We start from the raw sequence: 18,030 nt of genomic DNA, 5'->3' as shown, positions 1-18,030 counted from the left end.
TACCGCTGGACGCTTACGCGTCTGGCGCAGCCTTGGCAGCCGGCTCACTGTTTTCGTAGATATACAGTGGCTTGGACTTGCCTTCTATAACGCTTTCGTCGATCACCACTTTACTCACCTCGGACTGCGAGGGGATTTCGTACATGGTGTCGAGCAGCACGCCTTCGAGAATCGAACGCAGGCCACGTGCACCGGTCTTGCGCTCCAGTGCCCGTTTGGCCACCGATTTGAGTGCGTCGGTACGGAACTCGAGGTCTACACCTTCCATCTCGAACAGCTTGGCGTATTGCTTGGTCAATGCGTTTTTCGGCTCGGTGAGGATCTGAATCAGAGCAGCCTCATCCAGCTCGTCCAACGTGGCCAGGACCGGCAGACGGCCAACGAATTCCGGGATCAGACCGAACTTGACCAGATCGTCAGGTTCGACTTCACGCAGGGACTCGCCCACCTTCTTGCCTTCTTCCTTGCTGCGCACTTCCGCGCCGAAACCAATGCCGCCACGGGTGGAGCGCTGCTGGATAACCTTCTCCAGGCCAGAGAACGCACCGCCACAGATGAACAGGATGTTACGCGTGTCAACCTGAAGGAATTCCTGCTGCGGGTGCTTGCGGCCACCCTGGGGCGGTACGGAAGCAACCGTGCCTTCGATCAGTTTCAACAGGGCCTGCTGCACGCCTTCACCGGAAACATCCCGGGTAATCGACGGGTTATCGGACTTGCGCGAAATCTTGTCGATTTCGTCGATATAGACAATACCCATCTGGGCCTTTTCTACGTCGTAGTCACACTTCTGCAGCAGTTTCTGAATGATGTTCTCGACATCTTCACCCACGTAGCCAGCCTCGGTGAGGGTGGTGGCGTCGGCAATGGTGAACGGAACGTTCAACAGGCGAGCGAGGGTTTCTGCAAGCAGGGTTTTACCCGAGCCTGTAGGACCGATCAGCAAGATGTTGCTCTTGCCGAGTTCGACTTCGTCGCCTTTCTTGTCACGCTGGTTCAGGCGCTTGTAGTGGTTGTACACCGCTACGGCCAGAACCTTCTTTGCACGCTCTTGACCAATCACATACTGGTCAAGGATGCCGCTGATTTCTTTCGGCGAAGGTAATTTATGCGCGCTGCTCTCGGCCTGGGCTTCCTGCACCTCCTCGCGGATGATGTCATTGCACAGGTCGACGCATTCGTCGCAGATAAACACCGAGGGGCCGGCAATCAATTTGCGTACTTCATGCTGGCTTTTGCCACAGAAGGAGCAATAGAGCAGCTTGCCGTTGTCCTCGCCGTTGCGGGTGTCAGTCATTCGTTCGATCCAAATCCGATAGGCTTGCAACACAAGATGAAGGCTTATGCGGGCTTTTTCAAGCCCGCCAGTGGTCGGACATGCCGACCAGCCCTATTTTGAGCGGCTTAATTAAGCGGGGCGCTTGTCGATCACTGCGTCGATCAACCCGTATTCTTTCGCGGCTTCAGCGCTCATGAAATTGTCACGGTTGGTATCGCGCTCGATTTCTTCCAGGGTGCGCCCGCTGTGCTTGGCCATCAGCGTGTTGAGACGCTCGCGGATGAAGAGGATTTCCTTGGCATGGATTTCGATATCCGACGCCTGGCCCTGGAAACCGCCCAGTGGCTGGTGAATCATCACACGCGAGTTCGGCAGGCAGTAACGCTTGCCCTCGGCACCTGCGGTCAGCAGGAACGCGCCCATGCTGCAGGCCTGGCCGATACAGGTGGTCGATACGTTTGGCTTGATGAACTGCATGGTGTCGTAGATCGACATGCCCGCGGTCACCGAACCACCCGGCGAGTTGATGTAGAGATGGATGTCCTTGTCCGGGTTTTCCGCTTCAAGGAACAGCAGTTGCGCACAGATCAGGTTGGCCATGTAGTCCTCTACCGGGCCCACCAGAAAGATCACTCGCTCCTTGAGCAGGCGCGAGTAGATGTCGTAGGCGCGTTCGCCACGAGCGGACTGCTCGACAACCATCGGGACCAGGCCGCCTGCGGCCTGGATATCAGAGTTCTGCTGAATATAGGAATTACGGAACATGCTCTGCAGTTACTCCCAAATAGTCATGTCTTGAAAACGCATAAGCCAGCGCGAGGCTGGCTTATGGTTGAATTTCCAACGAGTTGGACAATCAGTCGGCTTGTGCTGCTTCCGCCGGTTTGACTGCTTCTTCGTAAGAGACCGCTTTATCGGTCACCTTAGCCTTCTGCAGAACAGTATCCACAACTTGTTCTTCCAGCACAACCGAACGTACCTCGTTCAGCTGCTGGTCATTCTTGTAGTACCACGCCACAACCTGCTCAGGCTCCTGGTAGGCCGAAGCCATTTCCTGGATCATTTCGCGAACACGGTCTTCGTCTGGCTTGAGATCAAACTGCTTGACCACTTCAGCCACGATCAGGCCCAGCACAACGCGGCGCTTGGCTTGCTCTTCGAACAGCTCGGCCGGCAGTTGGTCAGGCTTGATGTTGCCACCAAACTGCTGCACAGCTTGTACGCGCAGGCGATCCACTTCGTTGGACAACAGGGCCTTAGGCACTTCGATCGGGTTGGCGGCCAGCAGACCGTCCATGACCTGGTTCTTGACCTTGGATTTGATCGCCTGGCGCAGCTCACGCTCCATGTTCTTGCGAACTTCGGTGCGGAAGCCTTCGATGCCGGTTTCCTTGATACCGAACTGAGCGAAGAATTCTTCGTTCAGTTCTGGCAGCTTAGGCTCGGAAACGCTGTTGACGGTCACGGTGAACTCGGCGGCTTTGCCGGCCAGGTCCAGGTTCTGGTAGTCAGCAGGGAAAGTCAGGTTCAGCACGCGCTCTTCGCCGGCCTTGGCGCCAACCAGGCCGTCCTCGAAACCCGGGATCATGCGGTTGGAACCCAGTACCAGCTGGGTGCCCTTGGCGGAGCCGCCAGCGAAGACTTCGCCGTCAACCTTGCCAACGAAATCGATGTTCAGCTGGTCCTCGTTCTGGGCAGCGCGGTCGGCCACTTCAAAACGGGTGTTCTGCTTGCGCAGGATTTCCAGCATGTTGTCCAGGTCCGAATCAGCCACTTCGGCGCTCAGGCGCTCGATGGCGATACCGTCGAAACCGGCCACTTCGAACTCTGGGAACACTTCGAATACGGCAACGTATTCCAGGTCCTTGCCCGCTTCCAGGGACTTGGGCTCGATCGAAGGCGAGCCAGCCGGGTTCAGCTTCTGCTCGACAACGGCTTCGTAGAAGGAAGCCTGGATCACGTCACCTACAGCTTCCTGGCGCGCATCGGCACCAAAACGACGCTTGATTTCGCTCATCGGCACTTTGCCTGGACGGAAACCAGCGATCTTGGCCTTCTGGGCAGTCTGCTGCAGACGCTTGTTGACCGCAGTCTCGATACGCTCTGCCGGCACGGTGATGCTCAGGCGGCGCTCGAGAGCAGTAGTATTTTCAACAGAAACTTGCATGGATATTCCTCGTTGCACAGACGTTAGCCGGCCATTTCCGACCCCAATCAAGGGCATGCATTCTAGTGGGTCAAACTCAAGAAGTCACCCTACTGAAAATACACCGGAAAACCGCCGGCAATTTATCGGTACGAAGGCACTGATGTACCTCGCCCCGGTGACAAATACAGCCAATTGCGCCAGGGCCCTGCGCCGCCTCTTTATATATAGAAGGCGAAGCCGTTCATCTCCCTGACGACCCGTCCTGCGAACAGAGCGGGCAAGCAGCGCGCATCATCGAGATACACAAATACGATGAAATGCCCTGCCGATGCGGCCCAGTATCTGCAACCGCCGAATATTCAAACCCCTGAAACCAAAAAAGGCGCCAGACTGTTAAATCTGGCGCCTTTCGAATATGGGGTGGACGAAGGGGATCGAACCCTCGACAACGGGAGTCACAATCCCGTGCTCTACCAACTGAGCTACGCCCACCATATTGCGTTAACAAAGAAACCAAACCACTTCTTCTTTGTCGAGCCCTACTGGCCTGACAGCCAAGTAAAGCTTAATTGGTGCGGATGAAGAGACTCGAACTCTTACGCCTCGCGGCGCTGGAACCTAAATCCAGTGTGTCTACCAATTCCACCACATCCGCGCTTGAAGCTCTTAAAGCAAAGGCGCCAGATGATTAATCTGGCGCCTTTCAAAATATGGGGTGGACGAAGGGGATCGAACCCTCGACAACGGGAGTCACAATCCCGTGCTCTACCAACTGAGCTACGCCCACCATATAGCGCTACTTGTGCCAAAGCTGCCTAATGGCGCACCCGGCAGGACTCGAACCTGCGACCATCCGCTTAGAAGGCGGATGCTCTATCCAGCTGAGCTACGGGCGCCTTATTAATCTGTACTCTTGGAGGATTACAAACTAAGTGCTTCCAGCCTTGCAGGACAACTATTCTGCTCGACCTTCTTAACCAGTGCTAGGCTGTGCCCGACAAGTGCGACGAATAGTATAGATGCCCCGGAAACCCGTCAAATCTTTTTTGAAAAAAACTGATTTTATTTAAGGGGTTAGGGCAATTTGCAGACCAAGCGCCTTTGCCCTCGCGCCTTGGCGTGCGAGAATGCGCGCACTTTTCTTCCCCCTCTCGATGGTTAATCACGCGTAATGACTGCACAACTTATCGACGGCAAATCAATCGCCGCCAGCCTGCGCCAGCAGATCGCCAAACGAGTCACCGAGCGCAGCCAGCAAGGCTTGCGCACGCCGGGCCTCGCGGTGATCCTGGTCGGCAGCGATCCTGCCTCTCAGGTTTATGTCTCGCACAAGCGTAAAGACTGTGAAGAGGTCGGCTTTATATCCAAGGCCTATGACTTGCCTTCCGAGACCACCCAGCAGGCCCTTACCGACCTGATCGACGGCCTCAACGAAGACCCGGCGATCGATGGCATCCTGCTCCAACTGCCATTACCCGAGCATCTGGACGCCTCCAAGCTGCTGGAGCGTATCCGCCCGGACAAAGACGTCGACGGTTTTCACCCTTATAACGTAGGCCGACTGGCCCAGCGCATCCCGCTGCTGCGCCCCTGCACACCCAAAGGCATCATGACCCTGCTGGAAAGCACCGGAGTCGACCTGTACGGCCTCGATGCCGTTATCGTCGGCGCATCCAATATCGTCGGTCGCCCGATGGCCATGGAGCTGCTGCTGGCCGGTTGCACTGTGACTGTTACCCACCGTTTCACCAAGGATCTGGCCGGTCATGTCGGCCGTGCCGATCTGGTGGTAGTGGCCGCCGGCAAGCCAGGGCTGGTCAAAGGTGAATGGATCAAGGAAGGCGCCATCGTCATCGACGTGGGCATCAACCGCCAGGACGACGGCAAGTTGGTTGGCGACGTGGTGTATGAAACCGCCCTGCCCCGCGCCGGCTGGATTACGCCGGTACCCGGCGGTGTCGGCCCGATGACCCGGGCCTGCCTGCTGGAAAATACCCTGTACGCTGCGGAAAGCCTGCACGGTTAATAACCAGGCGTAATGAAGAAGCCCTGCCTTATCGCGGGGCTTTTTATTGCCCGCGAAAAAACTGTTTTTTGTTAGTTTTTAAGCACTTTCGTCTGGTTCTAGAAGAACATTCGACAGTTCTTCATCCATACTCCTAAAATGTAACGCCATTTATCATAAAACCCGTTCCCAGACGGTATTTCTTACTTTTTAGCGAGTTCATCCGCGTGAAAATTCGTCTCTCTATTGTCAGCCTGTTTTTCGCTTTCACAGGCACCTTCGCCCACGCCGCCGAATCCACCCTGGCCCCGCGTGACGCCTCCAAGCTGCAAATTGCCTCCGGCAGCGCCATGCTGGTCGACTTGCAGACCAATAAAGTCATTTATTCCAGCAACCCCGACGTGGTGGTACCCATCGCTTCGGTAAGCAAGCTGATGACCGGCCTGATCGTCCTCGAAGCCAAGCAGAACATGGACGAGTACATCGACATCAACATCACTGACACGCCAGAGATGAAAGGCGTGTTCTCGCGGGTAAAGATCGGCAGCCAGATGCCACGCAAGGAGATGCTGCTGATCGCGCTGATGTCCTCGGAAAACCGCGCTGCGGCAAGCCTGGCCCACCACTATCCGGGTGGCTACGCGGCCTTCATCGCGGCAATGAACGCCAAGGCCAAGGCCCTGGGCATGACCAGCACCCACTATGTCGAGCCCACTGGCCTGTCGATTCATAACGTGTCGACCGCCCGCGACCTGAGCAAGCTACTGGCTTATGCGCGCAAATTTCCAATGCTGAGCCAACTGAGCACCACCAAGGAAAAAACTGTGGCGTTCCGCAAACCCAATTACACCTTGGGCTTTTCCAATACCGACCACCTGATCAACCGCGCCAACTGGGACATCAAGCTGACCAAGACCGGCTTTACCAACCAGGCCGGGCATTGCCTGGTGCTGGTGACCAGCATGGGCAACCGCCCGGTTTCGCTGGTGATCCTGGATGCCTTTGGCAAGTTCACCCATTTTGCCGACGCCAGCCGCATTCGCAGCTGGGTCGAGACCGGCAAAGGCGGCGCGGTGCCGGACGTAGCGTTGCGCTACAAGGCTGACAAGAATCTGAAGAACCGGGGGAATGCGGTAGAGGTTCGCCGCTAACCTCACCAGCATTACTGAAGCACCGCAAACCAAATGTGGGAGGGGGCTTGCTCCCGATAGCAGTGTGCCAGGCTATAAAACTTATCCTGATAGACCGCTATCGGGAGCAAGCCCCCTCCCACATTTTTACTTGCGCTCTGCCAGGACCTTGAGCGCCTGCGCTGCCGCTTGCTCCTGCCCCGCCTGGGCCGTTGCATTCGCCGCATCACGCCAGCGCTGCGCATCCACATTCGCCGGCAACTGGCTCGGCCGCTGAGTCAGGATGGCCCAGTGCCCCGCACTCTTCCACGCCGACTCGAAGTCACTGAACCCCATGGTCAATCGGCGCTCGTTCCCGGAACGCAGCAACACCGTACTCTTCTGCTGGTTGAACCCCACCACCACGACATAGCGCGCCCCGGACCAGAAGCTGGAGTTGATTCGCGCCATTACCGGGTAACCTGCCGCCACCTGGGCAAGCAGCGCAGGCAGCTTGGCATCCAGCGGGTAGACCATCAGCCCGTATTCACGGGCCAATACCTGCATGTTGCGTTCAAGACCCGCCTCAGCGCCAGGAAGACGCAGCGGTTTATCCAAAAGCCCGGGTGTCATGACAATGCCTTGTTGCGACAGCATGCTGGCCAATGCCGTAGGACCGCTCTGATAAGCCTCGCTGCGGAAGGTCGGCACGCCGTTGAGTTCGACGCGCTCTGGCAGGCCAGGCAGTTTCGAGGGCTGGCTGGAACAGGCCACGAGCCCCAGGGTAACGGCCAGCAGCAGTGAGGTTCTAATGTTCGACCGTGTACACAATTTTTTGACTCTCTTGATCAACTGCCGGTGAAGGCCCCGATCATAGGGCGCTCTGCGACGTGGGTATAGCCCACTGAGCTAGTAAAGCCTTGCTGATAGAGCAAAGAAGTTGGACAGACTCGACCATTGGTCAATAGCACGCAACCGCCGTGTAGCTAGACTGTCCATTGAGAAGACTGTGTGTGCCCCAAGGGGCGAAAGGAGGCCCGAATGAGCCTTGCTACGACGATTTTCCTGTTGATCTGTGGTTGGCTGGCGGTCGCCGCCGCCATGCTGTGGGGCGTAATGCGCGTGACCCGCCGGCATCATCACCCCCAGGTTAAACCCGCAGCCCCCGCCAAGCCTTCCAAGGCGACGGCGCATCACGCCTAACCCGGCATGCAATTGAAGTCCTGGGTCGCCGCGATTTCCTTGCCGTGCCCATCCTCTAGGGTTGCACGCACTGTGGTGCCCAGGCTCGACTCCACCAGGGTGTAGTGTTCACCTGCCTTGAAATGCTTGTACTCGATCCGGCCCTGGCAATCCTGCTGGTTGTCGTCGCCTGGCTCCTCTTCAAATAACGTTACATCCAGGCGATGGTCCCCCGGGGTCACTTCAAAATAGCGGCCATCATCCACGCGCTTGCCGTCGACCCGTTCGGCCATCAGGTCATTCGGCGCTTCTTCCTTCAAGCCGATCCAGGCTTCGCTGGGGTCAGCCTTGGGGATTGGACCGGCGCAGGCCGAGAGCAACAATACAACGCCAAGTGCGGGAATCAACAACAGTGGTTTAAGTGACATGGCAGGGCTCCAAAGGCATCAAAAAAAGGGGGTATCCGATGGCTGACAAGCTTGATCAGCCCGCCTTTGTAGAACAAATGAATACATATGAAACGATCTTCAGCCGTTAACTAAATCTTCCTTCACCTGGCTGAAAGGTGCGTGTTAGGTGGGTCGGGCAAGACTGCCGGGGTTTGCAACCCTGCTTTTCTCGGAGATTCACGCATGCTCGGGCTGGTAAAGACCGCACTGCAAAAGCCGTACACGTTCATCGTGTTGGCCATATTCATCTGCATCATCGGGCCCATGGCTGCCCTGCGCACGCCTACTGACGTGTTCCCCGATATCGGTATCCCGGTGGTCGCCGTGGTCTGGCAATACAACGGCCTGTCCCCGGACGCCATGGCCGGGCGGGTGATCTACACCTACGAACGCTCCTTGAGTACCACCGTCAACGACATCGAACATATCGAATCGCAATCGCTGCCCGGCATGGGCATCGTCAAGATCTTCTTCCAGCCCGGCGTCGATATCCGCACCGCCAACGCCCAGGTCACGGCGGTGTCACAAACCGTGCTCAAGCAGATGCCACCGGGCATTACCCCGCCGCTGATCCTCAACTACAGCGCCTCCACGGTGCCGATCCTGCAAATGGCGTTCTCCAGCCCCAGTCTGTCCGAAGCCAGGATCCGCGACCTGGTACAGAACAATATCCGCCTGCCCCTGAGCGCCCTGCCCGGCCTGGCCATGCCCACGCCGATGGGCGGCAAGCAACGGCAGATCACCCTCGACCTTGACCCGCAGGCCCTGGCCGCCAAAGGCTTATCGGCCCAGGACGTGGGCAATGCCCTGGCGTTGCAGAACCAGATCATCCCGGTGGGCACCGCCAAGCTCGGCCCCAACGAATACACGATTTTGCTCAACAACAGCCCCAAGGCGATCGATGAGCTCAACGACCTGCCGATCAAGACCGTCGATGGTGCGCTGATCACCATCGGCCAAGTGGCCCACGTGCGCGACGGCTCGCCACCACAGACCAACATCGTGCGCGTCGACGGTCATCGCGCCGTACTGATGCCGGCGCTGAAAAACGGCAGCATCTCCACCCTGTCGATCATCGACGGCATCCGCCAGATGCTGCCGCGCATCAACGAAACCCTGCCGCCTTCACTGAAAACCTCACTGCTGGGTGACGCTTCGGTGTTCGTCAAGCAATCGGTGGGCAGTGTGGCCCAGGAAGGCATCATCGCCGCGTTGCTGACCAGCGCGATGATTCTGCTGTTCCTCGGCAGCTGGCGCTCGACCCTGATCATTGCCGCGTCGATTCCCCTGGCGGTACTGTCGGCCATTGCGCTGCTGGCGGTCAGCGGGCAAACCCTCAACGTGATGACCCTCGGCGGGCTGGCGTTGGCGGTGGGGATCCTGGTGGACGACGCCACAGTGACCATCGAAAACATCAACTGGCACCTGGAACAAGGCAAGGCGGTGAAGGCTGCGATCCTCGACGGTGCCGCACAAATCGTCGGCCCTGCGTTCGTCTCGCTGCTGTGCATCTGCATCGTGTTCGTGCCGATGTTCTTGCTGCAAGGCATCGCCGGTTATCTGTTCCGGCCGATGGCCCTGGCGGTGATCTTCGCCATGGCCAGTTCGTTCATCCTCTCGCGCACCCTGGTGCCGACACTGGCGATGTTTCTGCTCAAGCCGCACACACCGGAGCCAGGTGTTGGGCATCATCCTGAAGATGCGTTCATCAGCCACCATGAAGGTGAGCAGCACAAGCAGCCGCGCAATGCCGCGCTGCAAGCCGTGTTGAATTTCCAGCAAGGTTTCGAGCGCCACTTCTCGAATATCCGCGACACCTACTATGGCTTGCTGACGTTGGCCCTGGGTCATCGCAAGCGCTTTATCGTGGGTTTTCTGGCCTGTGTACTCGCGTCATTCCTGCTACTGCCAAGCCTGGGCCAGGAATTTTTCCCAGCCACCGATGCAGGAGCCCTGGCGCTGCACGTGCGTTTGCCGCTGGGCACGCGCATCGAGGAAAGCGCCGCGGCCTTCGACCGCATCGAAGCGCGGATCCGTGAAGTGATCCCCGCCGAAGAACTGGACACCATCGTCGACAATATCGGCATCCCGCTCAGCGGCATCGACATGGCCTACAGCAGCAGCGGCACCATTGGCCCGCAAGATGGCGACATCCAGGTCACCCTGAAAAAAGACCATGCGCCCACTGCCGACTACGTGAAAAAACTGCGTGAAGCCCTGCCGCAGAGTTTCCCCGGCAGCCACTTCGCCTTCCTGCCGGCCGACATCAGCAGCCAGATCCTCAACTTCGGCGCGCCGGCCCCGCTGGATGTAAAAATCTCCGGGCGCAGCGATGAAGAAAACCGCGCCTACGCAGTGGAACTGGAGCGGCGCCTGCAACATGTGCCGGGCATCGCCGACCTGCGTATCCAGCAGTCCACTGGCTATCCCTCATTGCAGGTGAATGTCGACCGCATGCGCGCCAATGGCCTGGGCATCACCGAGCGCGACGTCACCAACAGCATGGTCGCCTCCCTCGCAGGCAGCTCGCAAACCGCACCGACCTTCTGGCTTAACCCGGCCAATGGCGTGTCCTATTCCATTGTCGCTGCCACCCCGCAATACCGCCTCGACAGCTTGCCGTCCCTGGAAGCGCTGCCGGTGACCGGCGCCGATGGCCAGTCGCAGATCCTTGGCGGCGTGGCCACCATTTCCCGTGTGCAAAGCCCGGCGGTGGTCACCCACTACAACATCGAACCGACCCTGGACCTGTATGCCAACGTACAAGGCCGCGACCTCGGCGGCGTCGCCCGCGACGTGCAAAAAGTCCTGGATGACACCGCCGCCATGCGCCCCAAGGGCGCGACGATCAGCCTGCATGGGCAGATCGATGCGCTGCATGAGGCGTTCAGTGGCTTGAGTTTCGGTTTGCTCGGCGCGGTGGTGCTGATCTATCTGCTGATCGTGGTCAATTTCCAATCCTGGGCCGACCCCTTTGTGATCATCACGGCCTTGCCGGCTGCACTGGCGGGCATCGTGTGGATGCTGTTCCTCAGTGGCACCTCTTTGTCGGTGCCGGCCCTTACCGGAGCCATCTTGTGCATGGGCGTGGCTACCGCCAACTCGATCCTGGTGGTGAGCTTCTGCCGTGAACGCCTGGCCGAACATGGCGATGCATTGAAGGCTGCGCTTGAGGCGGGCTACACACGCTTCCGCCCGGTGTGCATGACCGCTCTGGCGATGATCATCGGCATGCTGCCCCTGGCGATTTCCGAGGAGCAAAACGCCCCGCTCGGCCGTGCGGTGATCGGCGGCCTGATTTTCGCCACCCTCGCCACCCTGTTGTTTGTTCCCGTGGTCTTCAGCCTGGTCCACGGTCGTCACCCTACTCGCGCTGCAGCTGGAGAAACCGCACATGTCGTCTGATCAAAAACCCTCGCGCAAGCGTCTGATGCTCATGGGTGCCGGCGGCCTGACGTTGGCCGCCCTGTTGGTCGCCAGCGGCCTGCACGCCCGCACGCTGCACGCACAATCGGTCACCGCCTGGACCGAGGCCGCCGCCATCCCCCAAGTGATGGTGTTTCAACCCAAGCAGAACGCCGCCGGCGATACCCTGCGCCTGCCCGCGCACCTCGAGGCCTGGAGCAAGGCGCCGATCCATGCGCGGGTCAGCGGTTACTTGAAGGACTGGAAAGTCGACATCGGCAGCCAGGTCCAGGCCGGGCAGATCCTCGCCGAAATCGACAGCCCCGACCTTGATCAACAACTGGCCCAGGCCCATGCGCGGCTGATCCAACAACAAGCGAATGCGCGCCTGGCCGCCACCAGCGCGACCCGTTGGCAAAACCTGCTGGCCAGCCACTCGGTATCGCGCCAGGAGGCCGATGAAAAAACCTCCAACGCCGCGGCGGCCAAGGCCAACGCCCAGGCCGCCGCTGCCGACTATGCGCGACTGTCGGCGCTGGAAAGCTACAAGACCATTCGGGCGCCATTCGCCGGCACCATTACTGCGCGCAACACCGATATCGGCCAGTTGATCAAGGCCGATACCGACAGCGACCCTGAGCTGTTCAACATTGCCGACACTCACCAGTTGCGCCTGTATGTGCCGGTGCCGCAGAACTATGCAGCGGTGATCCATCCTGGCCTGGAAGCCGAGCTGACCGTGCCCGAACACCCTGGCGAGCACTTCAAGGCGCGCCTGATCGGTGACTCCACCGCCATCGACCGCCGCTCCGGCACCCTGCTTGCCCAGTTCGTCGCCGACAACCCCAACGGCGAACTGCTGCCCGGCGATTACGCCGAAGCCACCCTGCCGATCCCGGCCGATACCCATGGCGTGAGCATCCCGGCCAGCGCCTTGATCTTCCGCGCCCAGGGCACCCAGGTTGCGGTGCTGGACAAGCACAATCATGTGCACTTGCAAGCCATTCATATCGGCCTCGACCTGGGCGAACGCCTGGTGATCGACCAAGGCCTGAAGCCCGCCGACCGCATCATCGACAACCCGCCTGACGCCCTGCGCGAAGGCGACCCGGTGCAACTGGCTGACGCCTCCGGAGGTGCCCATGCGCCCAAGGCTTAAACCCCTCGCCGCACTGATGCTGCTGGCATTGCAGGGGTGCTCGATGGCGCCCACCTACACAATGCCAAGGGTGGACCTGCCGACTCATTACCGCGAACAGACCAGCGACGGCCCGTGGCACAGCGCACAACCTTCCGACCAATTGGCGCCCGAATGGTGGAAGCTCTACAACGACCCAACCCTGGATAACCTGCAACAGCGCCTGCTCCAGGCCAACCCCGACCTGGCGGCAGCGCTGGCGCATTTCGACGCGTCCCAAGCGTATGCCAGCCAGTTGCATGCCGGCCTGTTCCCGCAAATCACCGCCAGTGCACAACCGCTGCGCCAGCGACAATCGGATTCGCGACCGTTGCGGGGGAGCACGCAGCCGTCGGTGTACAACAGCAACACCGCCGGCTTTTCCCTGAGCTATGACCTCGACCTGTGGGGCAAAATCCGCAACCAGGTGGCTGCCGGAGATGCCCAGGCGCAAGCGTCCGCGGATGACCTGGCGGTGGCGCGATTGAGCCTTCAACATCAATTGGCGAGCTTGTATGTGCAGCTCAATGGGTTGGATGCACAGGGCCGGATACTCGACAGCTCACTGGAGGACTTCCGCCAGGCGCTACAGCTGACCCGCAACCGTTATGAAGGCCAGATTGCTTCGGAGCTGGACCTGACCCGCGCACAAAACCAACTGGCGCAAGCCAAGGCCGAACGCGATGAAGTGCGTGGGCAACGCAACCTGACCGAGCATGCCATTGGTGAATTGGTGGGGTTGGCGGCCAGCGATTTTTCATTGCCGCCCAGCCCCCAGTTGCTTGCGTTGCCAGGGGTTCCGTCGCAGTTGCCGAGCCACCTGCTGCAACGCCGCCCGGACATCGCCGCGGCGGAACGACGGGTGTTTGCGGCCAACGCGAATATCGGCGTGGCCAAGGCCGCGTGGTATCCGGATTTCAGCCTGACTGGGTTGATTGGCGGGCAAACCCAAGGCGTGGGTAACGTGCTGTCTGCAGGCAATCGCTATTGGGCGCTGGGGCCGCTGGTGAATCTGCCAATCTTTGATGGCGGGCGGTTGAGTGCCAACGAACGCCAAGCCAGGGCCGAGTTTGAAGAGGCATCGGCGCAGTACCGTAGTCAGGTGTTGAAAGCCGTGAGAGAGGTCGAAGATAACCTGGGCCAGCTAAGGGATTTGCAGCAGCAAGCGCAGGATGAACAAGCGGCGGCGGATGCGGCACGGCATACCCAAGCCCTGGCGATGAACAGCTATCAGGCCGGGGCCGTGAGTTACCTGGATGTGGTCACCGCCCAGACAGCGGCGTTGCAGGCGCAGCGGACATTGCAGGCAGTGCAGACGCGGCAGTTGCAGGCGAGTGTGGGACTTGTGACCGCACTCGGCGGCGGCTGGCAGCCTGGGGCCTGACATCATTCTGTTCCTGATGGCGGTGAGTCAGTCAATGATGCTGTGATTGAAACACCGCTATCGGGAGCAAGCCCCCTCCCACAAGGGACCTGCGCCAGAAACATAAAGTACAAACACCGCAGAGCCAATGTGGGAGGGGGCTTGCTCCCGATAGCGTCCTTCCAGACACATCCTGCCAAAAGCCTGCCCACCAGCTTCTTGCTCTGCGACCTAGCCTCTCTAGACACATCTGAGAGGGCCAGGGAATGGCAAATCTACCGGCTTCACACCGCCTGCGCATCGGTCGATTCAGCGAGCCGAATCGCATCTACCTCATCACCACCAACACCTATGAACGCCTACCCATCTTCAGCGACTTTTATCTCGGTCGCCTGGTGGTCTGGCAATTTCGCATCGCCCAGTACCAAGGGCTGGCGAACTCTCTGGCATGGGTGATCATGCCCGACCACTTTCATTGGATCATCGAGCTGCGAAAAGGCTCGCTGGCGGATTTGATATGTCAGGTGAAATCGAAAAGCACGCGCACCGTGAATGGTGCAAGCGGCCGTAAGGGGCGGTTGTGGCAGGAGAGCTTCCATGACCGTGCCCTGCGCAAGGAAGATGACTTGGTGAAAATGGCACGGTATGTGGTGGCCAATCCATTGCGAGCGGGGTTGGTCGAGCGCATTGGCGACTACCCACTGTGGGATGCCATCTGGTTGTAGCGGCGCAATTCAAATGTGGGAGGGGGCTTGCTCCCGATAGCGGTGGTTCAGTTAATACACATGTACCTGACACACCGCTATCGGGAGCAAGCCCCCTCCCACATTTTTACCGCGTTTCAGGCCGCCAGCTTGCCACTGGCAATGGCTGCTGATGCCGCCACCATCGCCCTTAACAACACCGCACACCCCGCCGCCAAATCATCCGGCGTGGCGTTCTCGATTTCGTTATGGCTGATGCCACCTTCACACGGCACGAAGATCATCCCCGCCGGGCCCAATTCGGCGACGAAGATCGCGTCGTGCCCTGCCCCGCTGACGATATCCATGTTCGACAGGCCCAGGCTGTTGGCCGCATCGCGCACGGCATCGACACAGCCTTTGTCAAAGTACAGCGGCGGGAAATCGGCGGTGGGTTCCATCTCGTAAGTCAGCCCATGTTTGGCACAGGTGTCATCGATCACCTGGCGTACCTGGGCAATCATCGAATCCAACCGCGCAGGTTCCAGGTGACGGAAGTCGAGGGTCATGCGCACTTCACCGGGAATCACGTTGCGCGAGCCCGGATACGCCTGCAGGCAACCCACGGTACCGCATGCATGCGGCTGGTGCCCCAGCGCGGCCGCATTCACCGCTGCCACCACCGCCGCCGCGCCCACCAGGGCATCCTTGCGCAGATGCATCGGTGTCGGCCCCGCATGGGCTTCCACGCCACGCAGTTTCAGGTCGAACCACTTTTGCCCCAGGGCGCCGAGCACCACGCCGATGGTTTTCTTTTCATCCTCCAGGATCGGCCCCTGTTCGATATGGGCCTCGAAATAGGCACCGACCTTATGCCCACTCTCAGGACGGGTGCCCGCGTAGCCAATCGCGTTCAATGCCTCGCCGACACTGACGCCATCTACATCGACCTTGGCCAAGGTATCGGCCAGGCTGAACTTCTCGGCGAACACCCCGGAGCCCATCATGCAAGGCGGGAAACGCGAACCTTCTTCGTTGGTCCACACCACCACTTCCAGCGGCGCCTCGGTTTGGATCTTTAAATCGTTGAGCGTGCGTAACACTTCCACACCGGCCAACACACCAAAGCATCCGTCGAACTTGCCGCCGGTGGGCTGGGTGTCGATGTGGCTGCCGGTCATCACCGGGGGCAGGTCGGGATTACGGCCCGGGCGGCGGGCGAAGATATTGCCGATGCCGTCGACGGTCACTGTGCAACCGGCCGCTTCGCACCACTGTACGAAGAGGTCGCGGGCCTTGCGGTCGAGGTCGGTAAGGGCCAGGCGACACACCCCGCCCTTGGGGGTGGCGCCGAGTTTGGCCAGGTCCATCAGCGACTGCCACAGACGGTCGCGGTTGATGTGCTGATGGGTCGATTGCAGAACGTCGATAGCAGCGTTCATGGGGATCTCCTCAGTCTGTATTTCTTATGATTGCAACAGGTGGAACGCGGTCCAAATGTGGGAGGGGGCTTGCTCCCGATTGCGGTGGGCCAGTCACACATGCATTGGCTGAATGACTGCTATCGGGAGCAAGCCCCCTCCCACATTTGGTTTGCATTTCACATTCACTGCAACGGTGATTTGGCAGCCACTGGGTTGGTCGCACGCTTGGCATTCAAGCCGTAATACAAAACTCCACCCAACGCCGAACCGGTAAACCAGCCATAGCTGTAGAACCAGCTGAACGCATCGCTGCCCAGGGACAGCAGCGTCAGCACCACCGGCACGCCAAAGGCGATAAAACCGCTCCAGTTCCAGGCCGGGTACACGTCATCGCGGTACAGCCCCGCCAGGTCCAGCTGCTGTCTGCGGGTAATGAAATAGTCCACCACCATGATCCCGGCAATCGGCCCCAGCAGGCTCGAATAGCCCAGCAGCCAGTTGGAATACACGGTCTCCAGGCTCACATCGGAAACGATCAAGCCGAGTTTTTTCAGCAGCTCATGGGCCATCAGTGCCAGCCCGACCAGGCCGGTCAGGATCACCGCCGTGGTGCGGTTGATCAGCTTGGGCGCAATGTTCTGGAAGTCGTTGGTGGGCGAGACAATGTTCGCCGCCGTGTTGGTGGACAAGGTGGCGACAATGATCAGCGCCATCGCCACGGCCACCCATACCGGGCTCTGGATATGGCCTATCAGGGTCACCGGGTCGGAGACGCTGACCCCCACCAGTTTTACCGAGGCGGCGGTCATGATCACGCCGAGGGCGGCGAACAGGAACATGGTCAGCGGCAAGCCGAAAATCTGCCCGAGGATCTGGTCTTTCTGGCTCTTGGCGTAGCGGCTGAAGTCGGGAATGTTCAGCGACAAGGTAGCCCAGAACCCCACCATCGCCGTCAGCCCCGCCATGAAATAGCCGGTGAGGCTCGCGCCTTCGGGGCGCTTGGGTGGGATCGCCATCAGCTCGCTGAGGGATACATTCGGCATCGCCCACACCAGCAGGCCAACCCCCACGGCCACCAGCAGCGGCGCCGACAAGGTTTCCAGGCGCTTGATCGACTCTGCGCCACGCAGCACCACCCACAGGTTCAGGCACCAGAAGATCATGAAACCGATTACCTCGCCGGTGCCACCGAGGGCCTTCCAGCCGTCGAAAATCGAACCCAGGAACAGGTGGATCGCCAGCCCGCCGAACATGGTCTGGATACCAAACCACCCACAGGCCACCAGCGCACGGATCAGACACGGCACGTTGGAACCAAGGATGCCAAAGGACGAACGCAGCAGCACTGGAAACGGAATGCCGTACTTGGTGCCTGGAAACGCGTTGAGGGTCAGCGGGATCAGCACCACGAGATTGGCCAACAGGATCGCCATCAGCGCCTCGCCCACCGACAGCCCGAAATATGCGGTGAGCACACCGCCCAGAGTGTAGGTGGGCACGCAGATCGACATGCCGACCCACAGCGCGGTGATGTGCCACTTGTTCCAAGTGCGCTCGTGCACCTTGGTGGGTGCCATGTCGTGGTTGTAGCGAGGGCTGTCGAGGACGTCGGGGCCGGCGTCGAGTTCGTACAGGCCGTTGCGCTCGATGACTTGCGATCTGTTCTGTTGCATGGCCGCTCCACGGTGTTTTTAAAATTATTTTTGCTCACCTGCACGTTGTGTCCAGGTGGCCGGAGTACCGCGTAAACAACATGACATCACGGGCTCCTGCCAGCCGCCACTGCACTCAATTACCGTGCCGAC

General features: G+C 59.6%; 14 protein-coding genes and 4 tRNA genes. 7 read left to right on the top strand and 11 right to left on the bottom strand.

The annotated features are described in order from the left end of the window. Positions 1-13: 13 nt before the first annotated feature. The 7 genes from clpX to NMB39_RS11085 all read right to left on the bottom strand — a co-directional run bounded on the left by clpX (position 14) and on the right by NMB39_RS11085 (position 4,324). Positions 14-1,297 carry an ATP-dependent Clp protease ATP-binding subunit ClpX gene (gene clpX / locus NMB39_RS11115; RefSeq protein ID WP_017136464.1) on the bottom strand — a complete coding sequence of 428 codons (1,284 nt, stop codon included), beginning with the start codon at positions 1,295-1,297 and terminating at the stop codon, positions 14-16. A 111-nt stretch (positions 1,298-1,408) separates the two neighbouring features. Further along, on the bottom strand, positions 1,409-2,044 hold the full coding sequence (gene clpP / locus NMB39_RS11110) for an ATP-dependent Clp endopeptidase proteolytic subunit ClpP (protein WP_057025225.1): 636 nt from the start codon (positions 2,042-2,044) through the stop codon (positions 1,409-1,411). A gap of 91 nt (positions 2,045-2,135) precedes the next feature. Further along, the gene (gene tig, locus NMB39_RS11105) at positions 2,136-3,446 is read right to left on the bottom strand and encodes a trigger factor (RefSeq protein WP_034120380.1); all 1,311 of its coding nucleotides are present in this window, start codon (positions 3,444-3,446) and stop codon (positions 2,136-2,138) included. 398 nt (positions 3,447-3,844) lie between these two features. Further along, a tRNA-His gene (locus NMB39_RS11100) sits at positions 3,845-3,920 on the bottom strand. 78 nt (positions 3,921-3,998) lie between these two features. Beyond that, positions 3,999-4,083: transfer RNA gene (locus NMB39_RS11095), tRNA-Leu, on the bottom strand. A 56-nt stretch (positions 4,084-4,139) separates the two neighbouring features. Next, a tRNA-His gene (locus NMB39_RS11090) sits at positions 4,140-4,215 on the bottom strand. Positions 4,216-4,247: 32 nt separating this feature from the next. Further along, a tRNA-Arg gene (locus NMB39_RS11085) sits at positions 4,248-4,324 on the bottom strand. Between the two features lie 275 nt (positions 4,325-4,599). On the opposite strand from NMB39_RS11085, the gene folD reads away from it, so the two are divergent. Together folD and pbpG are read left to right on the top strand one after the other, a co-directional pair. Then, positions 4,600-5,454, top strand: coding sequence for a bifunctional methylenetetrahydrofolate dehydrogenase/methenyltetrahydrofolate cyclohydrolase FolD (folD, locus tag NMB39_RS11080; protein ID WP_057025224.1), 855 nt, complete (start codon positions 4,600-4,602; stop codon positions 5,452-5,454). A gap of 206 nt (positions 5,455-5,660) precedes the next feature. After that, on the top strand, positions 5,661-6,584 hold the full coding sequence (gene pbpG, locus NMB39_RS11075) for a D-alanyl-D-alanine endopeptidase (protein ID WP_057025223.1): 924 nt from the start codon (positions 5,661-5,663) through the stop codon (positions 6,582-6,584). Between the two features lie 126 nt (positions 6,585-6,710). Here pbpG and NMB39_RS11070 read toward each other — a convergent pair whose 3' ends face one another. After that, positions 6,711-7,373: a peptidase C39 family protein gene (locus tag NMB39_RS11070; RefSeq protein WP_057025222.1), complete on the bottom strand. Its 663-nt coding sequence runs from the start codon at positions 7,371-7,373 to the stop codon at positions 6,711-6,713. A gap of 210 nt (positions 7,374-7,583) precedes the next feature. Here NMB39_RS11070 and NMB39_RS11065 point away from each other — a divergent pair, with 210 nt between their 5' ends. Beyond that, on the top strand, positions 7,584-7,745 hold the full coding sequence (locus NMB39_RS11065) for a hypothetical protein (RefSeq protein WP_164484828.1): 162 nt from the start codon (positions 7,584-7,586) through the stop codon (positions 7,743-7,745). Here NMB39_RS11065 and NMB39_RS11060 read toward each other — a convergent pair. Beyond that, a complete protein-coding gene (locus tag NMB39_RS11060; RefSeq protein ID WP_124356202.1) occupies positions 7,742-8,152 on the bottom strand; it encodes a PA0061/PA0062 family lipoprotein in 411 nt (136 codons plus the stop codon). The two genes, NMB39_RS11065 and NMB39_RS11060, sit on opposite strands and share 4 nt — an antisense overlap. A gap of 204 nt (positions 8,153-8,356) precedes the next feature. On the opposite strand from NMB39_RS11060, the gene NMB39_RS11055 reads away from it, so the two are divergent. From NMB39_RS11055 to NMB39_RS11040, 4 genes are all read left to right on the top strand, one after another. Beyond that, positions 8,357-11,578: an efflux RND transporter permease subunit gene (locus tag NMB39_RS11055; RefSeq protein ID WP_494339246.1), complete on the top strand. Its 3,222-nt coding sequence runs from the start codon at positions 8,357-8,359 to the stop codon at positions 11,576-11,578. Continuing rightward, the gene (locus NMB39_RS11050) at positions 11,568-12,737 is read left to right on the top strand and encodes an efflux RND transporter periplasmic adaptor subunit (RefSeq protein ID WP_494339247.1); all 1,170 of its coding nucleotides are present in this window, start codon (positions 11,568-11,570) and stop codon (positions 12,735-12,737) included. Before NMB39_RS11055 ends, NMB39_RS11050 begins: the two co-directional genes overlap by 11 nt. Further along, positions 12,721-14,139 (top strand): efflux transporter outer membrane subunit, encoded by a 1,419-nt coding sequence (locus tag NMB39_RS11045; protein ID WP_494339248.1) that lies wholly within the window; start codon positions 12,721-12,723, stop codon positions 14,137-14,139. The genes NMB39_RS11050 and NMB39_RS11045 overlap by 17 nt, the downstream gene beginning before the upstream one ends. A 245-nt stretch (positions 14,140-14,384) precedes the next feature. Next, complete coding sequence (locus tag NMB39_RS11040; RefSeq protein WP_198719648.1) at positions 14,385-14,843, top strand: REP-associated tyrosine transposase; 459 nt, start codon at positions 14,385-14,387, stop codon at positions 14,841-14,843. Positions 14,844-14,959: 116 nt separating this feature from the next. Here the strand turns inward: NMB39_RS11040 and NMB39_RS11035 are convergent, their stop codons facing one another. After that, positions 14,960-16,243 carry a Zn-dependent hydrolase gene (locus NMB39_RS11035; protein ID WP_057025217.1) on the bottom strand — a complete coding sequence of 428 codons (1,284 nt, stop codon included), beginning with the start codon at positions 16,241-16,243 and terminating at the stop codon, positions 14,960-14,962. 164 nt (positions 16,244-16,407) lie between these two features. Beyond that, complete coding sequence (locus tag NMB39_RS11030) at positions 16,408-17,898, bottom strand: NCS1 family nucleobase:cation symporter-1 (RefSeq protein ID WP_367236770.1); 1,491 nt, start codon at positions 17,896-17,898, stop codon at positions 16,408-16,410. Between the last annotated feature and the right edge of the window lie 132 nt (positions 17,899-18,030).

Source organism: Pseudomonas sp. FBCC-B545 (assembly GCF_059134095.1).
The sequence above is the reverse complement of the archived record's forward strand: the minus strand, read 5'-3'. Positions and strand labels throughout refer to the sequence as shown.

What these genes read in the sequence shown, in the direction of transcription:
- clpP (WP_057025225.1), bottom strand. Translation starts at nt 2,044, where the DNA reads ATGTTCCGTAATTCCTATATTCAGCAGAACTCTGATATCCAGGCCGCA.
- NMB39_RS11040 (WP_198719648.1), top strand. Translation starts at nt 14,385, where the DNA reads ATGGCAAATCTACCGGCTTCACACCGCCTGCGCATCGGTCGATTCAGC.
- NMB39_RS11050 (WP_494339247.1), top strand. Translation starts at nt 11,568, where the DNA reads ATGTCGTCTGATCAAAAACCCTCGCGCAAGCGTCTGATGCTCATGGGT.
- NMB39_RS11045 (WP_494339248.1), top strand. Translation starts at nt 12,721, where the DNA reads ATGCGCCCAAGGCTTAAACCCCTCGCCGCACTGATGCTGCTGGCATTG.
- NMB39_RS11030 (WP_367236770.1), bottom strand. Translation starts at nt 17,898, where the DNA reads ATGCAACAGAACAGATCGCAAGTCATCGAGCGCAACGGCCTGTACGAA.
- NMB39_RS11035 (WP_057025217.1), bottom strand. Translation starts at nt 16,243, where the DNA reads ATGAACGCTGCTATCGACGTTCTGCAATCGACCCATCAGCACATCAAC.
- tig (WP_034120380.1), bottom strand. Translation starts at nt 3,446, where the DNA reads ATGCAAGTTTCTGTTGAAAATACTACTGCTCTCGAGCGCCGCCTGAGC.
- folD (WP_057025224.1), top strand. Translation starts at nt 4,600, where the DNA reads ATGACTGCACAACTTATCGACGGCAAATCAATCGCCGCCAGCCTGCGC.
- clpX (WP_017136464.1), bottom strand. Translation starts at nt 1,297, where the DNA reads ATGACTGACACCCGCAACGGCGAGGACAACGGCAAGCTGCTCTATTGC.
- NMB39_RS11055 (WP_494339246.1), top strand. Translation starts at nt 8,357, where the DNA reads ATGCTCGGGCTGGTAAAGACCGCACTGCAAAAGCCGTACACGTTCATC.
- NMB39_RS11065 (WP_164484828.1), top strand. Translation starts at nt 7,584, where the DNA reads ATGAGCCTTGCTACGACGATTTTCCTGTTGATCTGTGGTTGGCTGGCG.
- NMB39_RS11060 (WP_124356202.1), bottom strand. Translation starts at nt 8,152, where the DNA reads ATGTCACTTAAACCACTGTTGTTGATTCCCGCACTTGGCGTTGTATTG.